This window comes from Streptomyces mirabilis (assembly GCF_039503195.1).
Lineage (GTDB): Bacteria > Actinomycetota > Actinomycetes > Streptomycetales > Streptomycetaceae > Streptomyces > Streptomyces mirabilis_D.
In genome coordinates this window covers 9,283,273-9,304,016 of record NZ_JBCJKP010000001.1, presented here as the reverse complement: position 1 = coordinate 9,304,016, position 20,744 = coordinate 9,283,273, and the positions used below count along the sequence as shown (strand labels likewise).

The 20,744-nt window shown below is 71.2% G+C and carries 19 protein-coding genes and 2 pseudogenes; 15 read left to right on the top strand and 6 right to left on the bottom strand.

The features are described from left to right. Positions 1-59: 59 nt before the first annotated feature. Complete coding sequence (locus AAFF41_RS42185) at positions 60-1,094, bottom strand: LacI family DNA-binding transcriptional regulator (protein WP_319749108.1); 1,035 nt, start codon at positions 1,092-1,094, stop codon at positions 60-62. Positions 1,095-1,264: 170 nt separating this feature from the next. Between AAFF41_RS42185 and AAFF41_RS42180 the strand changes: the two genes are divergently transcribed. From AAFF41_RS42180 to AAFF41_RS42160, 5 genes are all read left to right on the top strand, one after another. Continuing rightward, entirely contained in the window at positions 1,265-2,689 is a 1,425-nt protein-coding gene (locus tag AAFF41_RS42180) for an amidase (RefSeq protein ID WP_319749109.1), read from the top strand. 103 nt (positions 2,690-2,792) lie between these two features. After that, positions 2,793-3,011, top strand: a complete 219-nt coding sequence (locus tag AAFF41_RS42175; protein WP_060900915.1) for a hypothetical protein — start codon at positions 2,793-2,795, stop codon at positions 3,009-3,011. Positions 3,012-3,156: 145 nt separating this feature from the next. Continuing rightward, the gene (locus tag AAFF41_RS42170; protein ID WP_319749110.1) at positions 3,157-4,662 is read left to right on the top strand and encodes a flotillin family protein; all 1,506 of its coding nucleotides are present in this window, start codon (positions 3,157-3,159) and stop codon (positions 4,660-4,662) included. A 45-nt stretch (positions 4,663-4,707) separates the two neighbouring features. Next, positions 4,708-5,256 (top strand): substrate-binding domain-containing protein, encoded by a 549-nt coding sequence (locus AAFF41_RS42165; protein ID WP_343325708.1) that lies wholly within the window; start codon positions 4,708-4,710, stop codon positions 5,254-5,256. 59 nt (positions 5,257-5,315) lie between these two features. Next, complete coding sequence (locus AAFF41_RS42160; RefSeq protein ID WP_054231629.1) at positions 5,316-5,771, top strand: type II toxin-antitoxin system PemK/MazF family toxin; 456 nt, start codon at positions 5,316-5,318, stop codon at positions 5,769-5,771. Here the strand turns inward: AAFF41_RS42160 and AAFF41_RS42155 are convergent. Then, a complete protein-coding gene (locus AAFF41_RS42155; RefSeq protein ID WP_319749111.1) occupies positions 5,725-6,624 on the bottom strand; it encodes a TIGR02452 family protein in 900 nt (299 codons plus the stop codon). The two genes, AAFF41_RS42160 and AAFF41_RS42155, sit on opposite strands and share 47 nt — an antisense overlap. Before the next feature lie 326 nt (positions 6,625-6,950). Here AAFF41_RS42155 and egtA point away from each other — a divergent pair, with 326 nt between their 5' ends. The 4 genes and pseudogenes from egtA (at position 6,951) to egtD (ending at position 11,407) form a co-directional block, all read left to right on the top strand. Then, a complete protein-coding gene (gene egtA, locus AAFF41_RS42150; protein ID WP_319749112.1) occupies positions 6,951-8,321 on the top strand; it encodes an ergothioneine biosynthesis glutamate--cysteine ligase EgtA in 1,371 nt (456 codons plus the stop codon). Then, positions 8,318-9,640: an ergothioneine biosynthesis protein EgtB gene (egtB, locus tag AAFF41_RS42145; protein ID WP_343325707.1), complete on the top strand. Its 1,323-nt coding sequence runs from the start codon at positions 8,318-8,320 to the stop codon at positions 9,638-9,640. Before egtA ends, egtB begins: the two co-directional genes overlap by 4 nt. Then, positions 9,640-10,448: pseudogene (egtC, locus tag AAFF41_RS42140) on the top strand (ergothioneine biosynthesis protein EgtC). The gene egtB and the pseudogene egtC overlap by 1 nt, the downstream one beginning before the upstream one ends. After that, a complete protein-coding gene (gene egtD / locus AAFF41_RS42135; protein ID WP_319749115.1) occupies positions 10,445-11,407 on the top strand; it encodes an L-histidine N(alpha)-methyltransferase in 963 nt (320 codons plus the stop codon). The pseudogene egtC and the gene egtD overlap by 4 nt, the downstream one beginning before the upstream one ends. 482 nt (positions 11,408-11,889) lie before the next feature. Here the strand turns inward: egtD and AAFF41_RS42130 are convergent, their stop codons facing one another. Further along, complete coding sequence (locus AAFF41_RS42130; RefSeq protein ID WP_343325706.1) at positions 11,890-12,219, bottom strand: hypothetical protein; 330 nt, start codon at positions 12,217-12,219, stop codon at positions 11,890-11,892. Between the two features lie 246 nt (positions 12,220-12,465). Between AAFF41_RS42130 and AAFF41_RS42125 the strand changes: the two genes are divergently transcribed. Together AAFF41_RS42125 and AAFF41_RS42120 are read left to right on the top strand one after the other, a co-directional pair. Beyond that, complete coding sequence (locus AAFF41_RS42125; protein WP_319749117.1) at positions 12,466-12,603, top strand: hypothetical protein; 138 nt, start codon at positions 12,466-12,468, stop codon at positions 12,601-12,603. 241 nt (positions 12,604-12,844) lie between these two features. Continuing rightward, on the top strand, positions 12,845-14,350 hold the full coding sequence (locus tag AAFF41_RS42120) for a GMC family oxidoreductase (protein WP_319749244.1): 1,506 nt from the start codon (positions 12,845-12,847) through the stop codon (positions 14,348-14,350). Between the two features lie 459 nt (positions 14,351-14,809). Here AAFF41_RS42120 and AAFF41_RS42115 read toward each other — a convergent pair whose 3' ends face one another. Further along, complete coding sequence (locus tag AAFF41_RS42115; RefSeq protein ID WP_343325705.1) at positions 14,810-15,844, bottom strand: helix-turn-helix domain-containing protein; 1,035 nt, start codon at positions 15,842-15,844, stop codon at positions 14,810-14,812. A 605-nt stretch (positions 15,845-16,449) separates the two neighbouring features. Here AAFF41_RS42115 and AAFF41_RS42110 point away from each other — a divergent pair. Then, complete coding sequence (locus AAFF41_RS42110; protein ID WP_343325704.1) at positions 16,450-17,325, top strand: LysR family transcriptional regulator; 876 nt, start codon at positions 16,450-16,452, stop codon at positions 17,323-17,325. On the opposite strand, the gene AAFF41_RS42105 is transcribed toward AAFF41_RS42110, so the two are convergent. Then, a complete protein-coding gene (locus AAFF41_RS42105) occupies positions 17,322-18,203 on the bottom strand; it encodes a LysR family transcriptional regulator (protein ID WP_319749120.1) in 882 nt (293 codons plus the stop codon). The genes AAFF41_RS42110 and AAFF41_RS42105 overlap by 4 nt on opposite strands. Before the next feature lie 70 nt (positions 18,204-18,273). Between AAFF41_RS42105 and AAFF41_RS42100 the strand changes: the two genes are divergently transcribed. The 3 genes and pseudogenes from AAFF41_RS42100 to AAFF41_RS42090 all read left to right on the top strand — a co-directional run bounded on the left by AAFF41_RS42100 (position 18,274) and on the right by AAFF41_RS42090 (position 20,023). Beyond that, positions 18,274-19,482 (top strand): MFS transporter, encoded by a 1,209-nt coding sequence (locus AAFF41_RS42100; protein WP_319749121.1) that lies wholly within the window; start codon positions 18,274-18,276, stop codon positions 19,480-19,482. 114 nt (positions 19,483-19,596) lie between these two features. Then, a pseudogene (locus AAFF41_RS42095) lies at positions 19,597-19,700 on the top strand (integrase core domain-containing protein); the annotation flags it as partial. Positions 19,701-19,807: 107 nt separating this feature from the next. Then, the gene (locus AAFF41_RS42090; protein ID WP_054231621.1) at positions 19,808-20,023 is read left to right on the top strand and encodes a dodecin; all 216 of its coding nucleotides are present in this window, start codon (positions 19,808-19,810) and stop codon (positions 20,021-20,023) included. Positions 20,024-20,232: 209 nt separating this feature from the next. On the opposite strand, the gene AAFF41_RS42085 is transcribed toward AAFF41_RS42090, so the two are convergent. Beyond that, positions 20,233-20,724, bottom strand: coding sequence for a phosphatase domain-containing protein (locus AAFF41_RS42085; RefSeq protein ID WP_319749122.1), 492 nt, complete (start codon positions 20,722-20,724; stop codon positions 20,233-20,235). Between the last annotated feature and the right edge of the window lie 20 nt (positions 20,725-20,744).

Sequence of the window (20,744 nt, the reverse complement as noted above, 5' to 3'; positions counted from 1 at the left end):
ATCGGGCCACATCCGGTCCGAACGGGTCGGATGCGGCCGGGGACCAGCTACAGCCTCTCTCAGGTCGAGTCGCGGTGCACCACCCGCGCGCCCAGTACCTCGTGGCTCTCGGGCGCCGCGCCCGGTTCGCGCACCACCCGGTCGACCAGTTCCGCGAGGTCGCGCCCGGACGGCAGTTCGATGTGGACGGTGCTGAGGCGGGGCCGCAGCAGTCGCCCGAGCATGAGGTCGTCGGCGCCGATGACGGCCGTCTCGTCCGGGATGCCGACGCCCTCCTCCTGGAGGGCGCGCATCAGCAGCATGGCGTACTCGTCGTTGTAGGCGAACACGGCGTCCAGGCCGAGCGAGCGCCAGCGCGCCGCCAGCCGGGCGGCGGCCCCCTCCTCGTACGCGAGCGGCAGCGCGGTCGCCGTGGCGTCGGTGCCGGTCAGGGACCGGCGTACGCCGTCGAGCCGGGACTTGGAGAAGATCTCCAGGCCGGGTTCCTCGGGCACCACGACGCCGATCCGGCGGCGACCGCGGGCCAGCAGGTGGACGCCCGCGCCGTGGCCGACCTTGTCGTGGTCCATGAGCAGCGCGTGGGCGCCCTCGACGCGCTCGGGGCCGAGCGTGACGACGGCCCGGGCGCCGGAGCGCTTGAGGACGGCCACACCCTGCGGGCCGAGGTCGCTGCCGGGCACCAGCACGGCGACCGGCCGCAGCTCCGCCCAGGCGCGGGCGGCCTCGTCGCCGTGCAGGCCGACACTGCCGTACTGCACGACCGTGTAATCCAGACGGCCCAGCGCCCACTGAAGTTCGTTGAGGAACTGGCTGTAGAGCGGTCCCACGGGCACGCTCGGCGTGGGCATCAGGACCATACGGCTGTGTCCGGCGCGCAGGGAACGGGCGGCGGCGTGCGGAACGTACCCGAGTTCCTTGGCCGCCTCGTGGACGCGGCGGCGGGTGGGCTCGCTGATCCGGACGGCGCTGGTGTTGTTCAGTACGTACGAGACGGTGGCCCGGGAGACGCCCGCCAGGCGCGCCACATCGGCACTCGTCGGCACGGGGCGTTGTGCGGGCGTCGGCGGGACGGGCTGCTTCGGTATCTGCACCATGACGTCCCGCATCCTTGCAGAAACCCCGGGCATTCCTTCGCGCCGGGGGAACCTCGTGGGCCCGACATGCCGGAACACCCGCTTCCGCGAGGGAACTTCCGCATCTCGTGCGGGATGGCCCATGGTGCGGTTACCGTGCGGTAGACGACGTGCTCCGGAGGTGGTCACGTATGACTCACGACCGTGCCGCAGGTCTGGCGGAGTGTGCGCGCGCCCTCGCCCACGGGGAGGTGAGCGCACGCGAGCTGGTCGAGCGTGCGCTGGCCCGTATCGAGGCGACGCAGCACTCCCTGAACGCCTTCCGGGTGGTGCGCGCCGAAGCGGCGCTCGCCGAGGCCGACGCGGCGGACAGGGAACTCGCCGCCGGAGTGCGCAGGCCGCTGCTCGGGGTACCGGTGGCGGTGAAGGACGACATGGACGTGGCGGGCGAGCCGACCGCGTTCGGCTGCCGGGGTGTGTTCCCGCCCGAGGCCGAGGACGGGGAGGCGGTACGGCGGCTGCGCGCGGCCGGCGCGATCGTCATCGGCAAGACCAACACCTGCGAGCTCGGCCAGTGGCCGTTCACCGAGGGGCCCGCCTTCGGCGCCACCCGCAACCCCTGGCACGCCGAGCACACTCCGGGCGGCTCGTCCGGCGGCTCGGCGGCGGCGGTCGCGGCGGGCCTTGTCCCGGCGGCGCTGGGCTCGGACGGCGCGGGCTCGGTCCGCATCCCGGCCTCCTGGACCCACCTCATCGGCATCAAGCCGCAGCGCGGCCGGATCTCGACCTGGCCGCGCGCGGAGTCCTTCCAGGGCATCACGGTCAACGGCACCCTCGCCCGTACGGTCGCGGACGCGGCCCTGCTCCTGGACGCGGCGAGCGGCAACCACGACGGCGATCTGCACCGCCCGCCCGCGCTGCGGGTGTCCGAGGCGGCGGGCCGCGAGCCGGGCCGGCTGCGGATCGCGCTGTCGCTGAAGCCGCCGTTCACGGCGCTGCCCGCGCGCCTGGACCCCGTCGTACGGGCGCGGGTGGTCGCGCTCGCGGAGCGGCTCGCGGCGCTCGGCCACACGGTGGAGGAGGCCGAGCCGCGGTACGGGCAGATCGGGCTCACCTTCGTTCCGCGCGCGACGGCCGGGATCGCCGAGCGGGTGCGCGACCTGCCGCACCCGCACCTCCTCGACCGGCGGACCCTGGGCGCGGCCCGGCTCGGCCGACTGCTCGGCGGCGCGCCCCTGCGCGTGGCCAGGCGCGCCGAAGCGACCCTGCACCGACGGATCGGCGCGCTCTTCGACACGTACGACGTCCTGCTCGCGCCGACCACGGCCGCTCCCCCGCCGCGCATCGGTTCGATGATGAACCTGAACGGCTTCGGCACCGACCGGGCCATGATCGCCGCCTGCCCCTACGCCTGGCCGTGGAACATCCTGGGCTGGCCGGGGGTGAACGTCCCCGCGGGGTTCGTCGACGGCGGCCTGCCGGTCGGCGCCCAGCTCCTCGGTCCGGCGAACAGCGAACCGCTGCTCGTCTCCCTTGCCGCCCAGTTGGAGGCCGACCAGCGCTGGCACGAACACTGGCCGCCGCACGGGGCGCCCGCGGACTCCCCCGCGGTGTAGACGAGTTGACCGCACGTGCCGGTGGGCGGGTTCGGGGCTCGTGCCGGTGAGCGAGTTCGCCGCGAAGGCACTGACCAGGGGATTCCGGCCGTACGCTGGGCCCATGGACGATGCGTCGATGGTCGGGTTGATGGGGCGGGTCACCGGCACGGTCGGACCCGGGCTCGTCGGTGAGGTGATCGTCCGGGTCCGCGGCGGCGCCGAGCATTTTCTCGCGTACCCGGCAGCCTCGAAGGAGCGGATCGAGCGCGGCACGGTGGTGATGGTGGTCGAGTACCTGCCGCCGCGCACGGTGTACGTATCGGCCGCGTACGACAGTTGACGGCTCGTCTGTGCACGCTCCGCCCCAGGTGAGAGCGGTGTGCGTCAAGATTGCAACAAGGATCCGCCAGCGTCTGTACCGCGGTCTTGCACAGGAGCACACTCCCTTCGTTCGGTGCCGATAGGGCACCATCCAAAGGGGGCGTATGCCGATGGTTGTCGGCGTCGTAGCGGGGGCGGTTGTCCTCGCACTGATCTTCATCGTTGTGGTCTTCAAGCTCATGTGGCGTGTCGCGGAGCCCAACGAAGCACTGATCATCTCCGGTTCGAAGCATCGGACCGAAGGCCTTGAAGAGGGCATGGGATTCCGCATCGTGACGGGGCGCGGCACGCTGGTCCTGCCGGGTGTGCAGGCGGTACGGAAGATCTCGCTCGACCTCAACGAGACCGAGCTGCACGTGGACTGCGTGACCACCCAGGGCATTCCGCTGAAGGTGCGGGGCGTGGTCATCTTCAAGGTGGGCGACGACTTCGTGTCGATCGCCAACGCGGGGCGTCGTTTCCTCGACCAGCAGAAGATGATGTCGGAGCGGGTGCACAACGTGTTCGCCGGTCATCTGCGGTCCATCGTCGGCGGGTTGACCGTCGAGGACATGATCCGCGACCGGGAGAAGCTGACCGGCCAGACCCGGGCCGCGTGCGGTACGGAGATGGAGAAGCTCGGTCTGATCGTCGACTCGCTGCAGATCCACGAGATCGAGGACCCGACCGGGTACATCAAGAACCTCGCGATGCCGCACGCCGCCGCCGTACAGCGGGACGCGCGCATCGCGCAGGCGGAGGCGAATCGTCTCGCCACCGAGGCCGAACAGAAGGCCGCGGCCCGGATGTCGGAGGCGACCCGGGACAGCGAGATCCTCCAGGCCGGCTACCAGGCCGAGCGCGACAAGGCGGCGGCGAAGGCGCGGCAGGCAGGACCGCTCGCGGACGCCGCGGCCCGGCAGGACGTCGTCGTGCAGGAGACCCGGATCGCCGAGCTCGACGCCCTCCGTCGTGAGCAGCAGCTCCAGGCGGACGTCCGCAAGCCGGCGGACGCCCAGGCGTACGAGACGCGGGCCCGTGCCGAGGCCGAGCGTGACGCGCGTATCTCGGCGGCCGAGGCCAAGGCCAAGGAGACCGAGCTCGCGGCCGCGGCGGAGGCGAACCGGGTCAAGACGGCCGCCAACGCGGAGGCCGAGGCGACGAAGGCCCGGGGTGCGGCCGCCGCGACGGCGACCAGGGCCACGGGTGAGGCCGAGGCCGCGGCGGCTCAGGCCAAGGGTCTCGCGGCGGCCGAGGCGACTCGGGCGCAGGGTCTCGCGGAGGCGGAGACCATCAAGGCGAGGGCCGCGGCCCTCGCCGAGAACCAGGAGGCGGTGGTCGCCCAGCAGCTCGCCGAGAACTGGCCGGAGATCGTCCAGGCGGGCGCCAGCGCGTTCGGGAACGTCGACCACATGGTGCTGCTCAACGGCGCCGACGGTATGTCGGACCTGTTCGCCAAGGCGCTCACCATGGGCGGCACGGGACTCGGCCTCGCCCGTCAGCTGCTCTCGTCGATGAACCAGGACGGGACGGCCGGCAACGGTACGGGGAGCAACGGCGCCGCCGGGCTCAACGGGGCCGTGCCGCCGCGCACGGAGAAGGTGCCGGTGGAGGGGGACGGCACGGCGTGATGCCGAAGGAGAACGCCGGGGCCTGATCCCGGCGGGGCGACGAGGGTGTTCCACTCCCTCGTCGCCCGCTCTGCGTGGGCGGTTCGGCCCTCCGACGATCTGCGCGCGGGCCACCACGACCTGCTGATCGCGACCAGGCGGCCGCGCGGGCGCCTCGCGGCACTGCCGCTGGCGGCCGAGGAGTACCTCCTGGTCGCCGCTCCGAGCTGGGCGCGGCACGTCGAGGAGCACCCGTCGGCCGAGGACCTCTGCACCGCGGTCCGGGACGTCCCCCTGGTCACCTACGCCGAGGATCTGCCCATCGTGCGCCGGTACTGGCGCACCGTCTTCGGCAAACGGCTCGCGGCCCGGGCCGCGGTCACCGTGCCCAACCTGTACGCCGTCGTCTCGGCGCTCACCGCGGGTGCCGGCTACAGCGTGCTGCCCCGCTCCCTGTGCGAGGAACACCTCGCCGACGGACGCCTCGCGCTGCTCCACGAGCCGGTCGAACCGCCCCTCAACACCCTCTTCCTCGTCCAGCGGCCCGGCTCCGACGCCAACCCGGACGTCGTACGGGTCCGCGACCGCCTCCAACACGCGGCCCGGACCTGGTAGTCCACCATCTCGGCCACCCGCTCGGCGGGTTGGACGGGGCAGGCTCTAACGTGAGCCGCGTGACTGCCTTTACCGATGACACCGCCGAAGACGTTCCCGGCCGTTACGGCCCTTCCGCGACCACCGAGGCCGAACCCCGCGAGGTGGGCCGGGTGCGGACGCAGTACGCGCCCGCGCACGACGGCGACCCCGATCCCGGCGAGATCGTCTGGACATGGGTGCCGTTCGAGGAGAACGACGGGCGGGGCAAGGACCGTCCCGTACTCGTCGTCGCCCGCGAGGACGCCGGCACGCTGCTCGCCGTCCAGTTGTCGAGCAAGCGGCACGACGGGGACCGGGAGTGGGTGCCGATCGGGAGCGGGCCCTGGGACCGGTCGGGGCGGGACTCGTGGGTGGATGTGGACCGGGTGCTGCGGCTGCACGAGGACGGGATGCGCCGGGAGGCCTGTGCGCTGGATCGGATGCGGTTCAATTCGGTCGTACGCCGCTTGCAGGAACGGTACGGCTGGCGTTGAGGGCTCGTACGTGGGCGAACGCCTGCTCGAAGGACCCTCGCGTCGCCTGATCCCTCGTGCGGTCCAGGACGCCGAACACGACATGGTCGAAAGCACCCTCGAAGCGGCCTTCGACCAGCAGGTCGTGGAACGCGCCCGCCACCTGCGCCGGATCGTTCCGGAAGACGCCGCAGCCCCACGCGCCCAGCACCAGCCGGCGGTAGCCGTGGGCCGCCGCGGTCTCCAGGACGCGCTCGGCGCGCACGGCGAGGGCGGGTCCGAGTTCGGGCGCGCGCTCCGGGGCCGTGCGCAGGACGACTCCGGCGTTGGGGGCCGCGGCGGTCAGGAATCCGACCGCGTACGGCTCGTCGAGCAGACCTCCGCGGTCGTCGCGGAAGACCGGCACGGCGGGTGAGTGGATGACACGGTCCGTGTAGAACGGATCGCGGTGGGCGCGGTGGTGGTCGTAGAACTCCCGGGCCCGCAGCAGGCACGAGTACAGCGCGGAGGCCCGGCACAGGGCCTCCTCCTGGGCCTGCGCGCCGTTCAGGAAGCCGCCGCCCGGGTTGCGCGCCGAGGCGAAGTCCAGTACGGCCACCGGGTCGGCCGAGCGCCCCGCTTCCTCGCTCACGAGCCGTCGGGCGGCCTCCAGACTGCTCTCGCCCGTCACCTCGAACAGCGTGCTCGCGCGCGGTGCGCTCGCGGGGCCGGCGGCCGGTGCCCCGACCGGTCCGGGACCGTACACGCGCGTTCCCGCCTCCGCGGCCTCGACGGACGCGGCGATCGACACCGCGCGTCCGTCGGACGCGCGGTACCCGCCCGCCGCGACGATCTCCTGCGTCTGCTGCGCGAGGGCGCGCAGGCGCGCACTCATGGCGCGACCCCCGTACGCGCCACGAGGACGCCCCTCGCGATCTCCCCCGTCGCTCCCCCCGGCATTACCCGGGCGGATACCCCGGCCGATTCCCCCGTCGTGCCCATGAACGCATCGTGAGCGATGCTGGTCCTACGGCGCAACGGAATTTCCCAGCCTCGTAAACAGCGCCTCGCGGCCCGGCAAACAGCGCCTCCGGAACCCGCGAGCGATGATGTGCACCCTTGTGCGAACCGCCAAGAGGGTCTTGGGTGGGACGAGCGATGCCGGTCCGGCACCACAGACGTCGGGCCGGCGGCATGGTGGAATCTCAGGAGGATCCCGACATGTCCGATTCGGTGAGTGACTGTACGGAGCGCCGCTCCGCCGTCACCGAGGCCGAGGTGGAGGCGCTGGTCCGAGGCATCTGCTTCAAGACCGGACCGCCTCGTACCCTCGGTGTCGAAGTGGAATGGCTCGTCCACGAGCTGCGGCAGCCGCAGCTCCCGGCATCACCCGAACGACTCCAAGCGGCGTACGCCGCACTGCGGACCCTGCCCCTGCGTTCGGCGCTCACCGTCGAACCCGGCGGACAGCTGGAGCTGAGCTCCCTTCCCGCCGCCTCCCTGATGGAGTGCATCGGGTCCGTCTCTGCCGACCTCGACGCGGTACGCGCGGTACTGCGCGAGGCGGATCTCGGCCTCAGCGGGTACGGCCACGATCCCTGGAACCCCCCGAGCCGCTTTCTCCGTGAGCCGCGCTACGACGCCATGGAGCGGTACCTCGACCGGGCGGGTCCGGAGGGGCGGGCCATGATGTGCTCCTCCGCCTCCGTCCAGGTGTGCCTGGACGCCGGCTACGAGGAGCCCGGCCCCCTGGGGCACGGGCGCCGCTGGTGGCTGGCACACCAGCTGGGCGCGGTCCTGGTGGCCGCGTTCGCGCACTCGCCTGTGGCCGGTGGCCGGTACACGGGCTGGCGCTCCACGCGGCAGTCCCTGTGGGCGGCCATGGACCCGGGACGGTCCGCCGCGCCCCCGCTGGGCGGCGATCCGCGCGCCGCCTGGGCCCGGCACGTCCTGGACGCGCCGGTGATGTGCGTCCGGGCGCCGGACGGCCCCTGGGAGGTACCGGAGGGCCTGACCTTCCGGGCGTGGACGAGGTCCGAGACACCACCCGACCGGGCGGATCTCGACTACCACCTGACGACGCTGTTCCCGCCGGTCCGCCCGCGCGGACATCTGGAACTGCGCATGATCGACGCGCAGCCCGGCGACGACGGGTGGATCGTGCCGCTGGCGGTGACAGCGGCGCTGTTCGACGACCCGGAGGCCGCGGAGGTCGCCTACCGGACCGTCAAACCCCTCGCGGAACGCGCCGAGGCACGACCCGCTCCGTGCAACCCGCTGTGGAACGACGCCGCGCGGTACGGCCTGACCGACCCCGAGTTGCGTGAGGCCGCCGTCATCTGTTTCGCGGCCGCCGCCGAGGCGTTGCCCCGCCTGGGCGCCACCGCCGAGGTGCGGGAGGCCGTCGCGGAGTTCACGGACCGCTATGTGGCCCGGGGCCGCTGCCCCGCCGACGATCTGCTGAACCGCTTCCACAGCCGCTTCCATGGTCAGACCCATGATCAGGCCGATGACGAGCAGGACCGTGATCAGGCCGAGGGCCACCACGGCCGGTCCCACGGTCAGCTCGACGGGAAGGACATCCGCACATGACCGCCCCCGCTTCACCCACGGATCCGGAGTCGCTCCGCAAGCGCGCGCTCGACGCGCTGACCACGGCCCGCGACCGGACGGCGCTCCTGACCTCCTGCGTGGAGGAGCCCGAACTCACCGCGCAGCACTCGCCGTTGATGTCCCCACTGGTCTGGGACCTGGCACACATCGGCAACCAGGAGGAGCTGTGGCTGCTGCGCGCGGTCGCCGGGCGGGACGCGATGCGGCCCGAGATAGACGGGCTGTACGACGCGTTCGAGCATCCGCGCGCCGAGCGGCCCTCGCTGCCGCTGCTGCCGCCCGCCGAGGCCCGTCGGTACGCCGCAGAGGTACGCGGACGGGCGCTGGACGTCCTGGAGAGCACCGCGTTCCGGGGCACGCCGCTGACCGAGGCCGGCTTCGCGTTCGGGATGATCGCGCAGCATGAACAGCAGCACGACGAGACCATGCTGATCACCCATCAGCTCCGCAAGGGGCCCGCGGCCCTCACGGCGCCGAGCCCCGCTCCCGCGCCACCGTTCACGGGACCCACCGAAGCCCTGGTCCCCGGCGGGCCGTTCACGATGGGCACGTCCACCGAACCGTGGGCCCTGGACAACGAGCGCCCCGCCCACCGACGCGAGATCCCGCCCTACTTCATCGACACCACTCCGGTGACGAACGCCGCCCACCAGGCCTTCATCGAGGACGGCGGCTACGACACCGAACGCTGGTGGAGCCCGGAGGGCTGGTCCCACATCCGCTCGCACGGCATCGAGGCGCCGCTGTTCTGGCGCCGCGAGGGCGGACAGTGGCTGCGGCGTCACTTCGGTGTCACCGAGGTCGTACCGCCCGACGAACCCGTGCTGCACGTCAGCTGGTACGAGGCCGACGCGTACGCCCGCTGGGCGGGGCGCCGGCTGCCCACCGAGGCCGAGTGGGAGAAGGCGGCCCGCCACGACCCGGCGGCCGACCGCTCCACGCGCTACCCGTGGGGCGACGCCGACCCCACCCCCGCGCACGCCAATCTCGGCCAGCGCCATCTGCGTCCGGCCCCGGCGGGCAGCTATCCGGCGGGGGCGTCACCGCTCGGCGTACGGCAGTTGATCGGTGACGTGTGGGAGTGGACGTCGAGCGACCTGCATCCCTATCCCGGGTTCGCGGCGTTCCCGTACAAGGAGTACTCGGAGGTGTTCTTCGGCCCGGAGTACAAGGTGCTGCGCGGCGGTTCGTTCGCCGTGGACCAGGTGGCCTGCCGGGGGACGTTCCGCAACTGGGACTATCCGATCCGGCGGCAGATCTTCTCCGGATTCCGCACGGCCCGCGACGGGGACGCCTGATGTGCCGTCACCTGGCCTACCTGGGACCGCCGGAGCCGCTCGGGCGACTCCTCGTGGAACCGCCGCACAGTCTGTTCCGGCAATCGTGGGCGCCGCGCCGACAGCGGCACGGGACGGTCAACGCCGATGGCTTCGGAGTGGGTTGGTACGCCGAAGGGGATCCGGAGCCCGCGCGGTACCGGCGTCCCGGGCCGATCTGGGGCGACCAGTCGTTCGCGGACCTGGCCCGGGTCGTCAGGAGCACGGCCCTGCTCGGCGCCGTACGGGACGCCACCGTGGCGGGGGCGGACGGGGAGGCCGCGGCGGCGCCGTTCGCCGCGGACCGCTGGCTGTTCAGCCACAACGGCGCCGTACGGGGCTGGCCGGGCTCCCTCGCCCCGCTGGTGACCAGCCTGCCCCGGCCGAACTGCTGTCCCTGGAGGCCCGCTGCGACTCCGCGTTCGTCTGGGCGCTGCTCCTGCACCGGCTGCGCGCCGGTGACAGCGAGGGCCAGGCGCTGGCCGACACCGTTCTGGAGGTCGCCGAGGCGGCCCCCGGGTCCCGGTTGAACCTCCTTCTCAGCAACGGCGACACGATCACCGCGACGGCCTGGGGCGACACCCTCTGGTACCTCGCCGAGCCCGGCCGCCGCACCGTCGTGGCGTCCGAGCCGTACGACGACGACCCCCACTGGCAGGAGGTGCCGGACCGCACGCTGCTCGCGGCGAGCCGCACCGACGTCCTGCTCACCCCGCTCAAGGACCCGCACGCGCAGGAAGGCGCGCACGACCCCTTGGCATCCGCACGCACCAAGGAGCCCAGCACGTGAGCCCGTTCCTTCTCACCCGCACCCTGCCCGAGGACGCCACGGACGCCGCGCTGCGCGCCGACGTCCTGCACGGCCTCACCCACACCCCCAAGACGCTGCCGCCGAAGTGGTTCTACGACGCCCACGGCAGTGAGCTGTTCGACCGGATCACCGAACTGCCCGAGTACTACCCCACCCGGGCGGAGCGCGAGATCCTCATCGCCCGGGCCCCCGAGATCGCCGCGACGACCGGTGCGCGCACCCTCGTCGAGCTGGGGTCCGGTTCGTCCGAGAAAACCCGCCATCTGCTCGACGCGCTGCCGGGGCTGCACACGTACGTGCCGGTCGACGTCAGCGAGAGTGCCCTCACCCAGGCCGGGCAGGCGCTGATCGCCGAGCATCCGGGGCTCGGCGTGCACGCGTTGATCGCCGACTTCACGGGCGGCCTCGCGCTGCCGGGAACACCGGGGCCGCGGCTGGTGGCGTTCCTCGGCGGCACCATCGGCAATCTGCTGCCCGAGGAGCGGGCGACGTTCCTGGCGTCCGTACGGGCGCTGCTCTCCCCCGGCGACACGCTGCTGCTCGGTACGGACCTCGTCAAGGACGAGTCGGTGCTGGTCGCCGCGTACGACGACGCGGCGGGGGTGACGGCGGAGTTCAACAAGAACGTGCTGCACGTCGTCAACCGCGAGCTCGGCGCCGATTTCGACCCCGACGCGTTCGCCCATGTCGCCCTCTGGGACGACGAGCACGAGTGGATCGAGATGCGGCTGCGGTCGCTGACCGACCAGACGGTGAAGATCCCCGCGCTCGACCTCGCGGTCGAATTCGCCGACGGCGAGGAACTGCGCACCGAGATCTCGGCGAAGTTCCGCGAGGAGGGGATACGTCGCGAACTCGCCGCCGCCGGGCTCGACCTGGCCCATTGGTGGACGGACCGGGAGGGCCGTTTCGCCCTGTCGCTGAGCGTGGTCCGCTGACACCTGCCCGGGTGGCCGACTGTGCCTACCGGGGATAGTTGTCACCTACCGAGGCTTGATGTCACCACGATCGCGGCGCAGCAACGGAGTCGGGCAGCGCCAAGACGGGTGAAGGTGCGCAACTGATTGAGCAGCGTATGTGAGCCGCCGGAAAAGGCTGGTCTCCCCCTCACCCTTCGGTGAGGGGGAGCCATCTGTTCGCGCATACAGAACCTTCGACAGACGGTGGTCAGAGCCGCCACCGCGCTCCGCATGTCATGGGCGGAGCGGAGGCCCTGGCTGTGGTACCAGCGTGAGATGAAGCCCCGTTGGCGAGGGGTGTGACGGTGACGTCGGTGATGACGGCGTCGGTCAGCATGAGGGAGACCGTGAGGTGATTCGGCATGCTCCCGTACCAGCCGGTGGCGCTCTATTCGCCGTTTTGATCATGAAACTTCCTGTCCGAACGCACTGCTGAGCCGCCGTTGGGTGTGGTCCGTCGGTCAGGTGAAGAATTCGCCGTCGAAGTCGGGGGACGCGTCGACACGGCCGTCCGATCCGACGCGGACGTAGGCGAAGCGGTGGATGGCGGCGAGTTGATCGGGTGCGGCGAAGAACAGGGCGGTCGCCGGCACGTCGGCGACGACCCAGGTGGCGAGGATGTCGTTGGTCGGGAGGCCGGTGCGACCGTCGAGGACGTGGTGCAGGCCCGGTCCCCGGGCACGCCGGTTGGTGGCGGAGGCGCACACCGCCTGCTTCTCGAAGCCTTTGATCACGAACAGGCCGGTCGCCTCGGCCCCTCGGACGAGGGGGCCGAGGCGGAGATGCGGCACCTGCTTGGCATCGTTCCGATGGGGCGTCAGGTTCGGCCTCGAAGCATGTGCCCAACGTTGTCTTATGGCGCTCAGGTTCCGAACGGACGTCGCGGTGGTTCAAGTGCGTGCTGTGTCGGTTTTCCTAAGCTTCGACGGCAGAGGGAACACCCGGGCTGTTCCTGGACGGGTACACCACCAAAGACGAGAAACTCGTGAACCAAGAGAATTCCGGCCGCGCGGCCGTCATCAGGTACCGGCGCTGGCATGTACATCAGCAACGGGGTGATCGGCCGTGTGCGGGTCGGGCGCGCCCAGGACCGCCGGATCAAGGTGATCGTTGGTCACCGGGTCACCTCGGTGTCCGTCAGCACCGGCAACGCCCGCACCGGCAGGGGCGCGTGACGGGCGTCCATCCGGACAGCCGTGCTCCGCTGGAGCCCGCTCGCTGCTGATCAGCCGGTTCCACGCCTTCTGCGCACCGGGCGCGGACGCGGCTGGGCGACCCATAGGGCTGACGCGAAGACAGCCCTCCTCACTTTTGGACCCCTTTAGCACATAAGCATAATCAGCTCCTTGATCGTCGAGGAGCTGATTTCCTGAAATCCGGTGGTCGGACAAGGCTGCCGTGGAAAGCGGAGACATGATGGGCAAGAGTCCTTATGACTATGTCGTGGTGGGAGCGGGGACAGCGGGATGCGTGATTGCCTCCCGGCTTTCGGAACGCCCCGGCGTGCGGGTGTTGCTGCTGGAGGCCGGAGCCCGGGACGCAACCGAGACGATGGCATCTCCTTGGGGCTTCCTGGGGTTCGACCCGTCGTCCCTCTGGCTGGGCGCCTCGACCGTGCAGGCCGGTACAGGCAGGGTCGCTGACGTGCTGCGCGGCAAAGCGCTCGGCGGATCGTCGAGCATCAACGGCCTCTACCACCTGCGGGGGCACCGCTCCGGTTACGACGAATGGCCCGGCCTCGGTGCTCCAGGGTGGGGTTTCGACGATCTGCTGCCCTATTTCCGCCGCAGCGAGAGCACGCGCAGCCGTGATGCCTCCGTGCGGGGCACGGACGGGCCGGTCGTGGTCGCCCCGGTCCCGGAACCCCATCCCCTGGCCACGGCGGGCGTCGACGCCGCGGTGGAGGCTGGGTTCGCATGCGCCGATGACATCGGCAGCGGGCTGGAGACCGGGTTCGGATGGAGTGACATGAATCTGCCCGGCGGCGCCCGCCAGAGCGCGGCCGACGCCTACATCCGTCCGTTCCTCGACCGGCCGAACCTGGACGTCGTCACGGACGCGACCGTGCAGCGGCTGCGCACCACCGCGGGCCGCTGCACCGGCGTCGAGTACACCATCGGTGGGGAGCACCTGTCCGTCGATGGCGCCGAGGTGATACTGACCGCGGGAGCCATCGGTTCCGCACACCTCCTGATGCTGTCAGGGATCGGCCCGGCACAACACCTTGAGGAACACGGTATCGACGTCGTCGCCGACCTGCCGGGAGTGGGCTCCCATCTGCAGGACCATCCGATGGCGGGCGTGGTGTACGAGGCCATCCAGCCCGTCCCGTTCGTTCCTGCCAACCCGCCGGCCGAAATGATGGGTCTGCTGTACAGCGACCCCGCCGCGGCGCGGCCGGACCTTCAGGTCTACGTCGTCGCCGCACCGCTCCCGTCGGCATGGGGCCAGCCGCCGGCCAACGGCTACTCCATTGCTTTCTCCGCGATGGCTCCGCATAGCAGCGGCACCGTGCGCCTGGCGGACGCCCATCCCGGCAGCGCTCCCGTCGTCGACCCCGGCTACCTGAGCGACGACCGTGATCTGGAGATCATGCGCAAGGGCCTGGCCCTGGCACGCCGCATCGGGGAGGCCGAGGCGTTCGCCGACTGGCGCAAGCAGGAAGCGGTGCCGGGCTCCGGGACGAGCGGCGAATCCGTGGACGAGTTCATCCGCAAGGCCACCGGCCCCTACTTCCACTTCACCGGCACCTGCCGCATGGGAACCGACGCCGATGCCGTCGTCGACCCTGCGAACCTTCGCGTGCACGGAATAGCCGGACTGCGGGTCGCCGATGCCTCGGTGATGCCGTCCATCCCCTCGGCCAACACCAACGCGACCGTCTACGCCATCGCCGAACGGGCCGCCGAACTGCTCGACTGAGCCTTCATCAGCGCCCACGGCGCTTCCGCAACGCGCTCATCCCCCGACGCCTGGACCGCCGGCAGCTGGTCGGAGTCTCGACCGGCTGTCGGCATCCTGCTTGCCGAACTCAACGCGGCCTGCGAGCTCGACGGGTCCAAGGCCGGTGTGGACGGCTGACCCATACACGCGAAAGCGGGGGAGCTGACGCCGGTCCGTCGTCGGTCGGCCAGCGGAAGGCGGCCAGCAAGCACCACCCCATGGTGAGCCGCGGGGCGGTGGATCACCTCTCAGTTCGCCGGGAAGCGCCGCGTTCCTAAAGGCCGAGGGCCCCGCGGGCGCCGGCGGCGAGGTCACCCGGATCCGCGCCCTCATCGGCAACGTCCCGCCGCGGTCACATGCCCAGGACGCCCACAGCGCCGCCCTGCCCTGCTCGGGACACGAGTTGGGGGCATCCGCTGAACTGCGGTCGTACCTTTGTCACGCGCTTTCGGCCGGCCCGTGGCCCGGCAGGTGCCTGTTCGGCGAGGGCGAGGCTGCTCCGGTCGAGCGGGCGTACTCGGTGGGAGTCTGACCGTAGTGCTTCTTGAAGGTCCGGGTGAAGTGGCTGCTGTCCGCGAACTGCCAGTGTGCGGCGAGCTCCGAGATACTCAGGCGACCTGACGGCGCGGTGAGGGCGAGCCGGGCCTCTTGCAGTCGCCGGTGGCGGATGTAGGTGGCCACCTGTCCGCCCACCGCGGCGAATGCCCGGTGCAGCGTACGGACGGAGACGTTGAGTTCACGTGCAAGCATCGCAGGAGAAAGTTCGGGATCAGCGAGCCGGCGGTCCGCGAGGTCCTTGGCTGCCTGGGTGAGAGCGGGAGCCAGCCGGGGTTCCACGTCGTCGAACCGGCCCTTCGCCACCGCCTTGGCCAGCTCGATCAGGGCGCCGTGGGTGGCTTCCACACCGGCTGGGCCTAGGTCGGCCACAGTTGTGTGGATCATGTCCGTGAGGGCCGTCAGCAGGCGTATCTCGGCCGAGTCCGCCGGCCCGGTGATGACCCGGTTCCCGAGCAGGGGTTTGAGCTCGCCGGGGGGCAGGACCAAGAACTTCGCCTTGAGGTGCGCCGTCGTCTCGAAGGCCGTCAGGCGCCCGACGTGCCGGACGAGGAACTGCCCGGCCGGTACGGTCTGCTCGCCGCGACCGGGCGGGCCGCCCAGAGTCCATGCGCCGCGCTGCACCACGTACATGGCCACCAGATCCTGATCGCCGCCGGGGGCGTCCGCGGTCCGGGTTGCCGACGCGGCGTGAAGATCGGCGATCGCCGCGCCATGCACCTTGGCCACGTTGCCCTTGACCCGGAAGTCACCGATCGTGTCCGGGCTGAAGGCCGGCAGTTGGAAGACATCGTCGCCGATCTGCGTCTCCCACCCGCGCCGGAAGGCGTCGAGTCCCCGCGGTGCGGCGCCCGGGGCGGTCGAGTCCACTGCGAGCACCCCACGCGCGCCGTCGACCCCCGCTCCAGAACTGTGCATGACTCTCTGATCCCCTCACCGTCATTGCTTCAACGCCATCCTGTGGTACTCGTGTTCCGCAGGACGTCACCACGGCTCATGTGTGCACTGTGCCAATCTTCCTACAGACGACCCGCATGGCAACGGTCGAGGGACGGAGCTGATGCGTTCTGATTCGGCGAGATGAGCTGATCGCCTGCGTACGCGCCGCCGTGGCCGGTTCGTCCAGTTCGGCAACGAGAGACGCGACCCCTGATGATCAAGCTTCTCGAAGCCTTTGATCACGAACAGGGGTCGCGTTCGCGTGCCATCCCCCCAGTCGGTGTCCTGCAACGCCACTGCGCGGACACCGATTCCACCTGCCCGGAACCGTCACAGCTCCGCCCTCTCCGACCTGCGCGAACAACTCGGACTGACCTCCAGCACGCCGAACGCCTCCACACTGGGACGGCTTCTGGCCCGCTTGGACGGCGAAGCCCTGGACGACGCCGTGGGCGCCTGGCTCGCCCGGTACGCCGCCGACCCGGTCGACGAACCCGGTGACACCCTGGTCTGTCCTGCCGTCGTCGACCTGCCCCGGGTGTTCGCCGGTCAGCCCGGCGAGGGCGGGACTCTAAGCTTGGGGCGTGACGCTGCGCCAATTCGAGTACGTGATCGCTGTCGCGGAAGAGGGATCCTTCACCGAGGCGGCCAGGCGCCTCGGGGTGACACAGCCCGCCTTGTCGCACCAGATCCGGGATCTCGAACAAAGCTTGCGGGCGGTGCTGTTCGAGCGCGGCGCGGGAGGAGCGGGGCTGACAGCCGCGGGGGCAGCTTTCCTGGGCCACGCAGCGGCGGCGGTGGCAAGTGCGCGGCAGGCGAACTCGGCGGCACGGGCCGCCGGGCTCCTGACAGGAGGCGAGTTGCGCCTCGCGACGCTCCAGTCCGTCACGCTCGGCATCGTTCCCGCAGCCATCACGGTCTGGCGCCGAGCGCACCCTCTGGTGCCGGTACGACTTGAGGAGTACACGCACGCCGAGCTGCTCGCCGAGGCGATGAACCGAGGTGGTGCGGACGTGGCTGTCGGACCTCCGGCCCGTACCTGGAGGGGGCCGGTGCGGACCCTCGGGCACGAGGAATTCCTGATCGTGCTGCCCAGTGACGACCCGCTGCTCTCGCGCGACTCGGACGTCGTCGCGCTGGGAGAACTCGCCGACCGGCCCTGGGTGCTCTACGCACGGGAGGTCGGCCTGAGCCTGGTGGTGGACGAAGCGTGCGCGATGGCGGGGTTCACTCCCCGGGTGGCGGCCCGCATCCACTACACCGACACGGCGGTGGAACTCGCCGTCGCGGGGCTCGGGCCCGCGCTTGTTCCCGGGAACATGATCCCGCAGCGGTTCGCGGGACATGCGCGTCGTCCCGATCCACCCGTGCTGCGGGAACTCGCGGCCTTCACCCGCCCAGATCCGTCACCGGCGGCGCTGGCCTTCATCGAGGTGCTCGCCGAGCACGGCACGCTCTAACGTCCCAGCTCCGTGCCGCCGAGAGCCCGTACGAATGCCATGACGTGCGGCGCAGCAGGTCCGCGTGTGTAGGCCACCAGGTCGCAGCCGACCTCGGGTCGTGGCACGCGCCAGGTGACGGCGACGTCATCGCTCACGGACGCGCGGGGAACCAGTGCCGGCCCCAGCCCGGCGGCGGCGAGCCGAACCGCGGCGGCCGGGTGGTGGGTCGAGACGGCCGCCCGTGGGGTGAACCCCGCGCGTGCGCACGCTTGCAGAACCAGGGATGCCAACGGGTTGCTCTCGGAGTGCAGGACCCAGTCCCGATCCGCCAGCAGCGCGAGGTCCAGGGGGGTACCGGTGGCGTCGGCACACATGTCGTCGGCGGGGAGCACCACCACCAGTTCCTCCCGGTACAGGGGGTACACCTCGCCCGGCCAGCCGTCCGGGACCGGGCCGACGGCGAGGTCGGCGACACCCCGCAACATCTCCCTGGGCAGCCGGTCACCGTCAAGGAATTCCAGCATGGACACCTCGGCGTCGGGGTGGGCGTCCCGCCAGGCGCGGATGGCACCGGGCAGGACGCCGGAGGCCAGCGAGGGGAGCACCGCCAGCCGCAGGGAGACCGGCTCGCCGTCGTGGCCCGTCATGACGGCGCGGCGCGCGGCCGCCGCGGACCGTAGTGCGGTGATCGCGTGAGGAAGGTATTCGCGGCCCATCTGGGTCGGCAGAACGCGACCCGGCAGACGTTCCACCAGGGGCTGTCCGACCGCCTCCTCCAAGGCCTTGAGCTGGTGAGACAACGTTGCCTGGGACACCGAGAGGCGATGGGCGGCACGGGTGAACGACTCCTCTTCGACAACTGCGAGGAGGTACTCCATCTGCCTGAGTGTTCCCATGAACAAATGCTATGCCATCCATGCCGGCCATCACTTTGACTCATATCGATCGGGTCCTGATGCTGTGCACATGAGTTCGACACAGAGCTACCTGCCCACCGACCAGGAGACGGCGCCGCAGACACCCTTCGGACTCGGCTGGGCACTCTTCGCCCTGGCTCTGGGTGGTCTGGGCATCGGCATCGGAGAGTTCACCCCGATGGGCCTGCTGCCCACGATCGCCCAGGGCGTGGACGTGTCGATTCCCCGTGCCGGATGGCTGATCAGCGCCTACGCACTCGGAGTGGTCGTGGGAGCACCGCTGATCGCGGTCTTCGGCGGCGGCATTCCACGGCGCAGACTGCTGCTCGGTCTCATGGCGGTCTTCACCGTCGGCAACCTGCTGAGCGCCCTGGCCTTCGGCTTCCCGACGCTCCTTGCCGCCCGCTTCTTCGCCGGCCTGCCGCACGGTGCCTTCTTCGGTGTCGCGTCACTGGTGGCCGCGGAACTGTCCCCGCCGGACCGAAGGGCCCGCGCCGTCGCACGCATCCTGCTCGGCCTGGCCATCGCCAACGTCGGCGGAGTGCCCTTGGCGACCTGGCTGGGCCAGACCCTGGGCTGGCGCAGTTCATTCGGCCTGGTGGCCGTCGTGACGGGTGTGACCTTCACGCTGATCCGGCTGTGCGTCCCCCAGTCCGCCCAGCCGGAACCGACAACGGGCGCCCGGGCCCTGCGGGCCCTGCTGCGGCCCGGCGTCCTCCTGTTGCTGGGCGCGGCGGCGGTGGGCCTCGGCGGCATGTTCGCCGTCTACAGCTACATCACCCCCACCCTCACACACCGCGCAGGCCTTCCCTCCGGTGCCGTGCCCGCGGTACTGGCCGTCTGGGGCCTGGGGATGGTCGTCGGCAACCTCGCCGGCGGATACCTCGCCGACCGCTTTCCCGACAGCGCCCCGTTCGTCATCCTCACCGTCTTCGCCGCCTTCCTCGCCGTGTTCGCCGTGGTCTCCACGTCCCCCGTCGGCGCGGTCGTGGGAGTGTTCACGATCGGCACGAGCTTCGCGATCGTCCCTTGCCTGCAGAGCCGGCTCATGGATGTGGCGGCCGACGCCCAGACGCTCGCCGCCGCCGGCAACCACGCCGCCGGCAACCTGGCCAACGCACTCGGCGCCTGGCTCGGCGGCGTCGCGATCGACCTCGGCGGCGGCTGGGCATCCCCCGCCTGGGTCGGCGTCGCCATGGCTGCGGCCGGTCTGCTGTTCCTTGCCGCCGCACGGACCCAATGGCGGGACGCAGCCTGAGGCGTCGAAGCAGGCGAGGCGTCTCGCACGCGGGGGCGACGAAGTCCGCAGGAAAAGCGGGAATGCCTCCCCGAGGTCCGTACCGAATTCTTGCCCGCCTCGACGGTTCTGCCCGGGATCTCACACAAGCGCACCCGGCCTCACCGGCCGCAGACCAATGGCAAGGTCGAACGCCCAACCGCGCCCTGCTCGACGAATGGACTTACGCCCGCCCCCACATACACCCGGGTCACCCACGGTGCCCCGACGTCTCGCGCACCGCCGCGCCGTGAGGCACCGTGGAGTGACGCGTGGCGCACCCGCCACGGCGGAGAGGAGCACCCGCATGTCCGACCACACGTATCGGGTCACCGAGATCGTCGGCACCTCCCACGAGGGCGTCGACCAGGCCATTCGCAACGGGATCTCCCGGGCCTCGCAGACCCTGCGCAACCTGGACTGGTTCGAGATCACCCAGGTCAGGGGGCAGATCGTGGACGGGGAGGTCGAGCACTACCAGGTCGGCCTGAAGGTCGGCTTCCGCCTGGAGGACGGCGCCTGAGCCCCGGGGCCTTCCGAAGCCCGGGAGACCCATGGCCGCCTCGCCCCGGGCCCCTCGGAAACGGGGCCCTGGGTCCTGTCGTCGAATGGGCGTCACCGGGCGGACAGGGATGTGACGACAGGGCCTGGGCAGGGCGGCCCCTGGGGAAGCGACATCTCGGGCGGACCTGAGCCGCCCCCCCAACTCCCCCGACGGACCCCTAGGTCCGTCTAGGTCCGTCCCTCCCGCTCCTGTGCGTCCTTCAGTGCCGCGGACGCCGTGGCCCAGCGGGCTCGGACGACCCTGAAGCCGGCCCGTTCCGCCTCGTCGCAGACGAGTTCGTCGTCGTCGACCAGGACGTGGATCTCACGGTCGCGCGCGAGCCGGCGCAGGACGTCCAGTTTGGTGTGACGGGCGGGCCTGCGGTCGTCGTCTCGTCGCATCCAGACGCGCCCTGCGGGCAACCCCTGCGCGGCCAGCCACTCGACGGTGTCGCGGCGGCAGCGCTCGGGACGGCCGGTCAGATAGACCACCTCGCACTCCTCCATGCTGCGCAACGCCAGGGTCACCCCCTCCGCGAGCGGCGGATCCTGCGGCGCGGCAGCGAAGAACGCGTCCCAGTCCCGCGGCTTGCGCTCCAGGAACCGCTGCCGGTGCGCGCTGTCCGCGAGCGTGCCGTCGAGGTCGAACACGGCGAGTGGTCTGCTGGTCTTCTCCGTCACGCGGACCACCCTAAACAGCG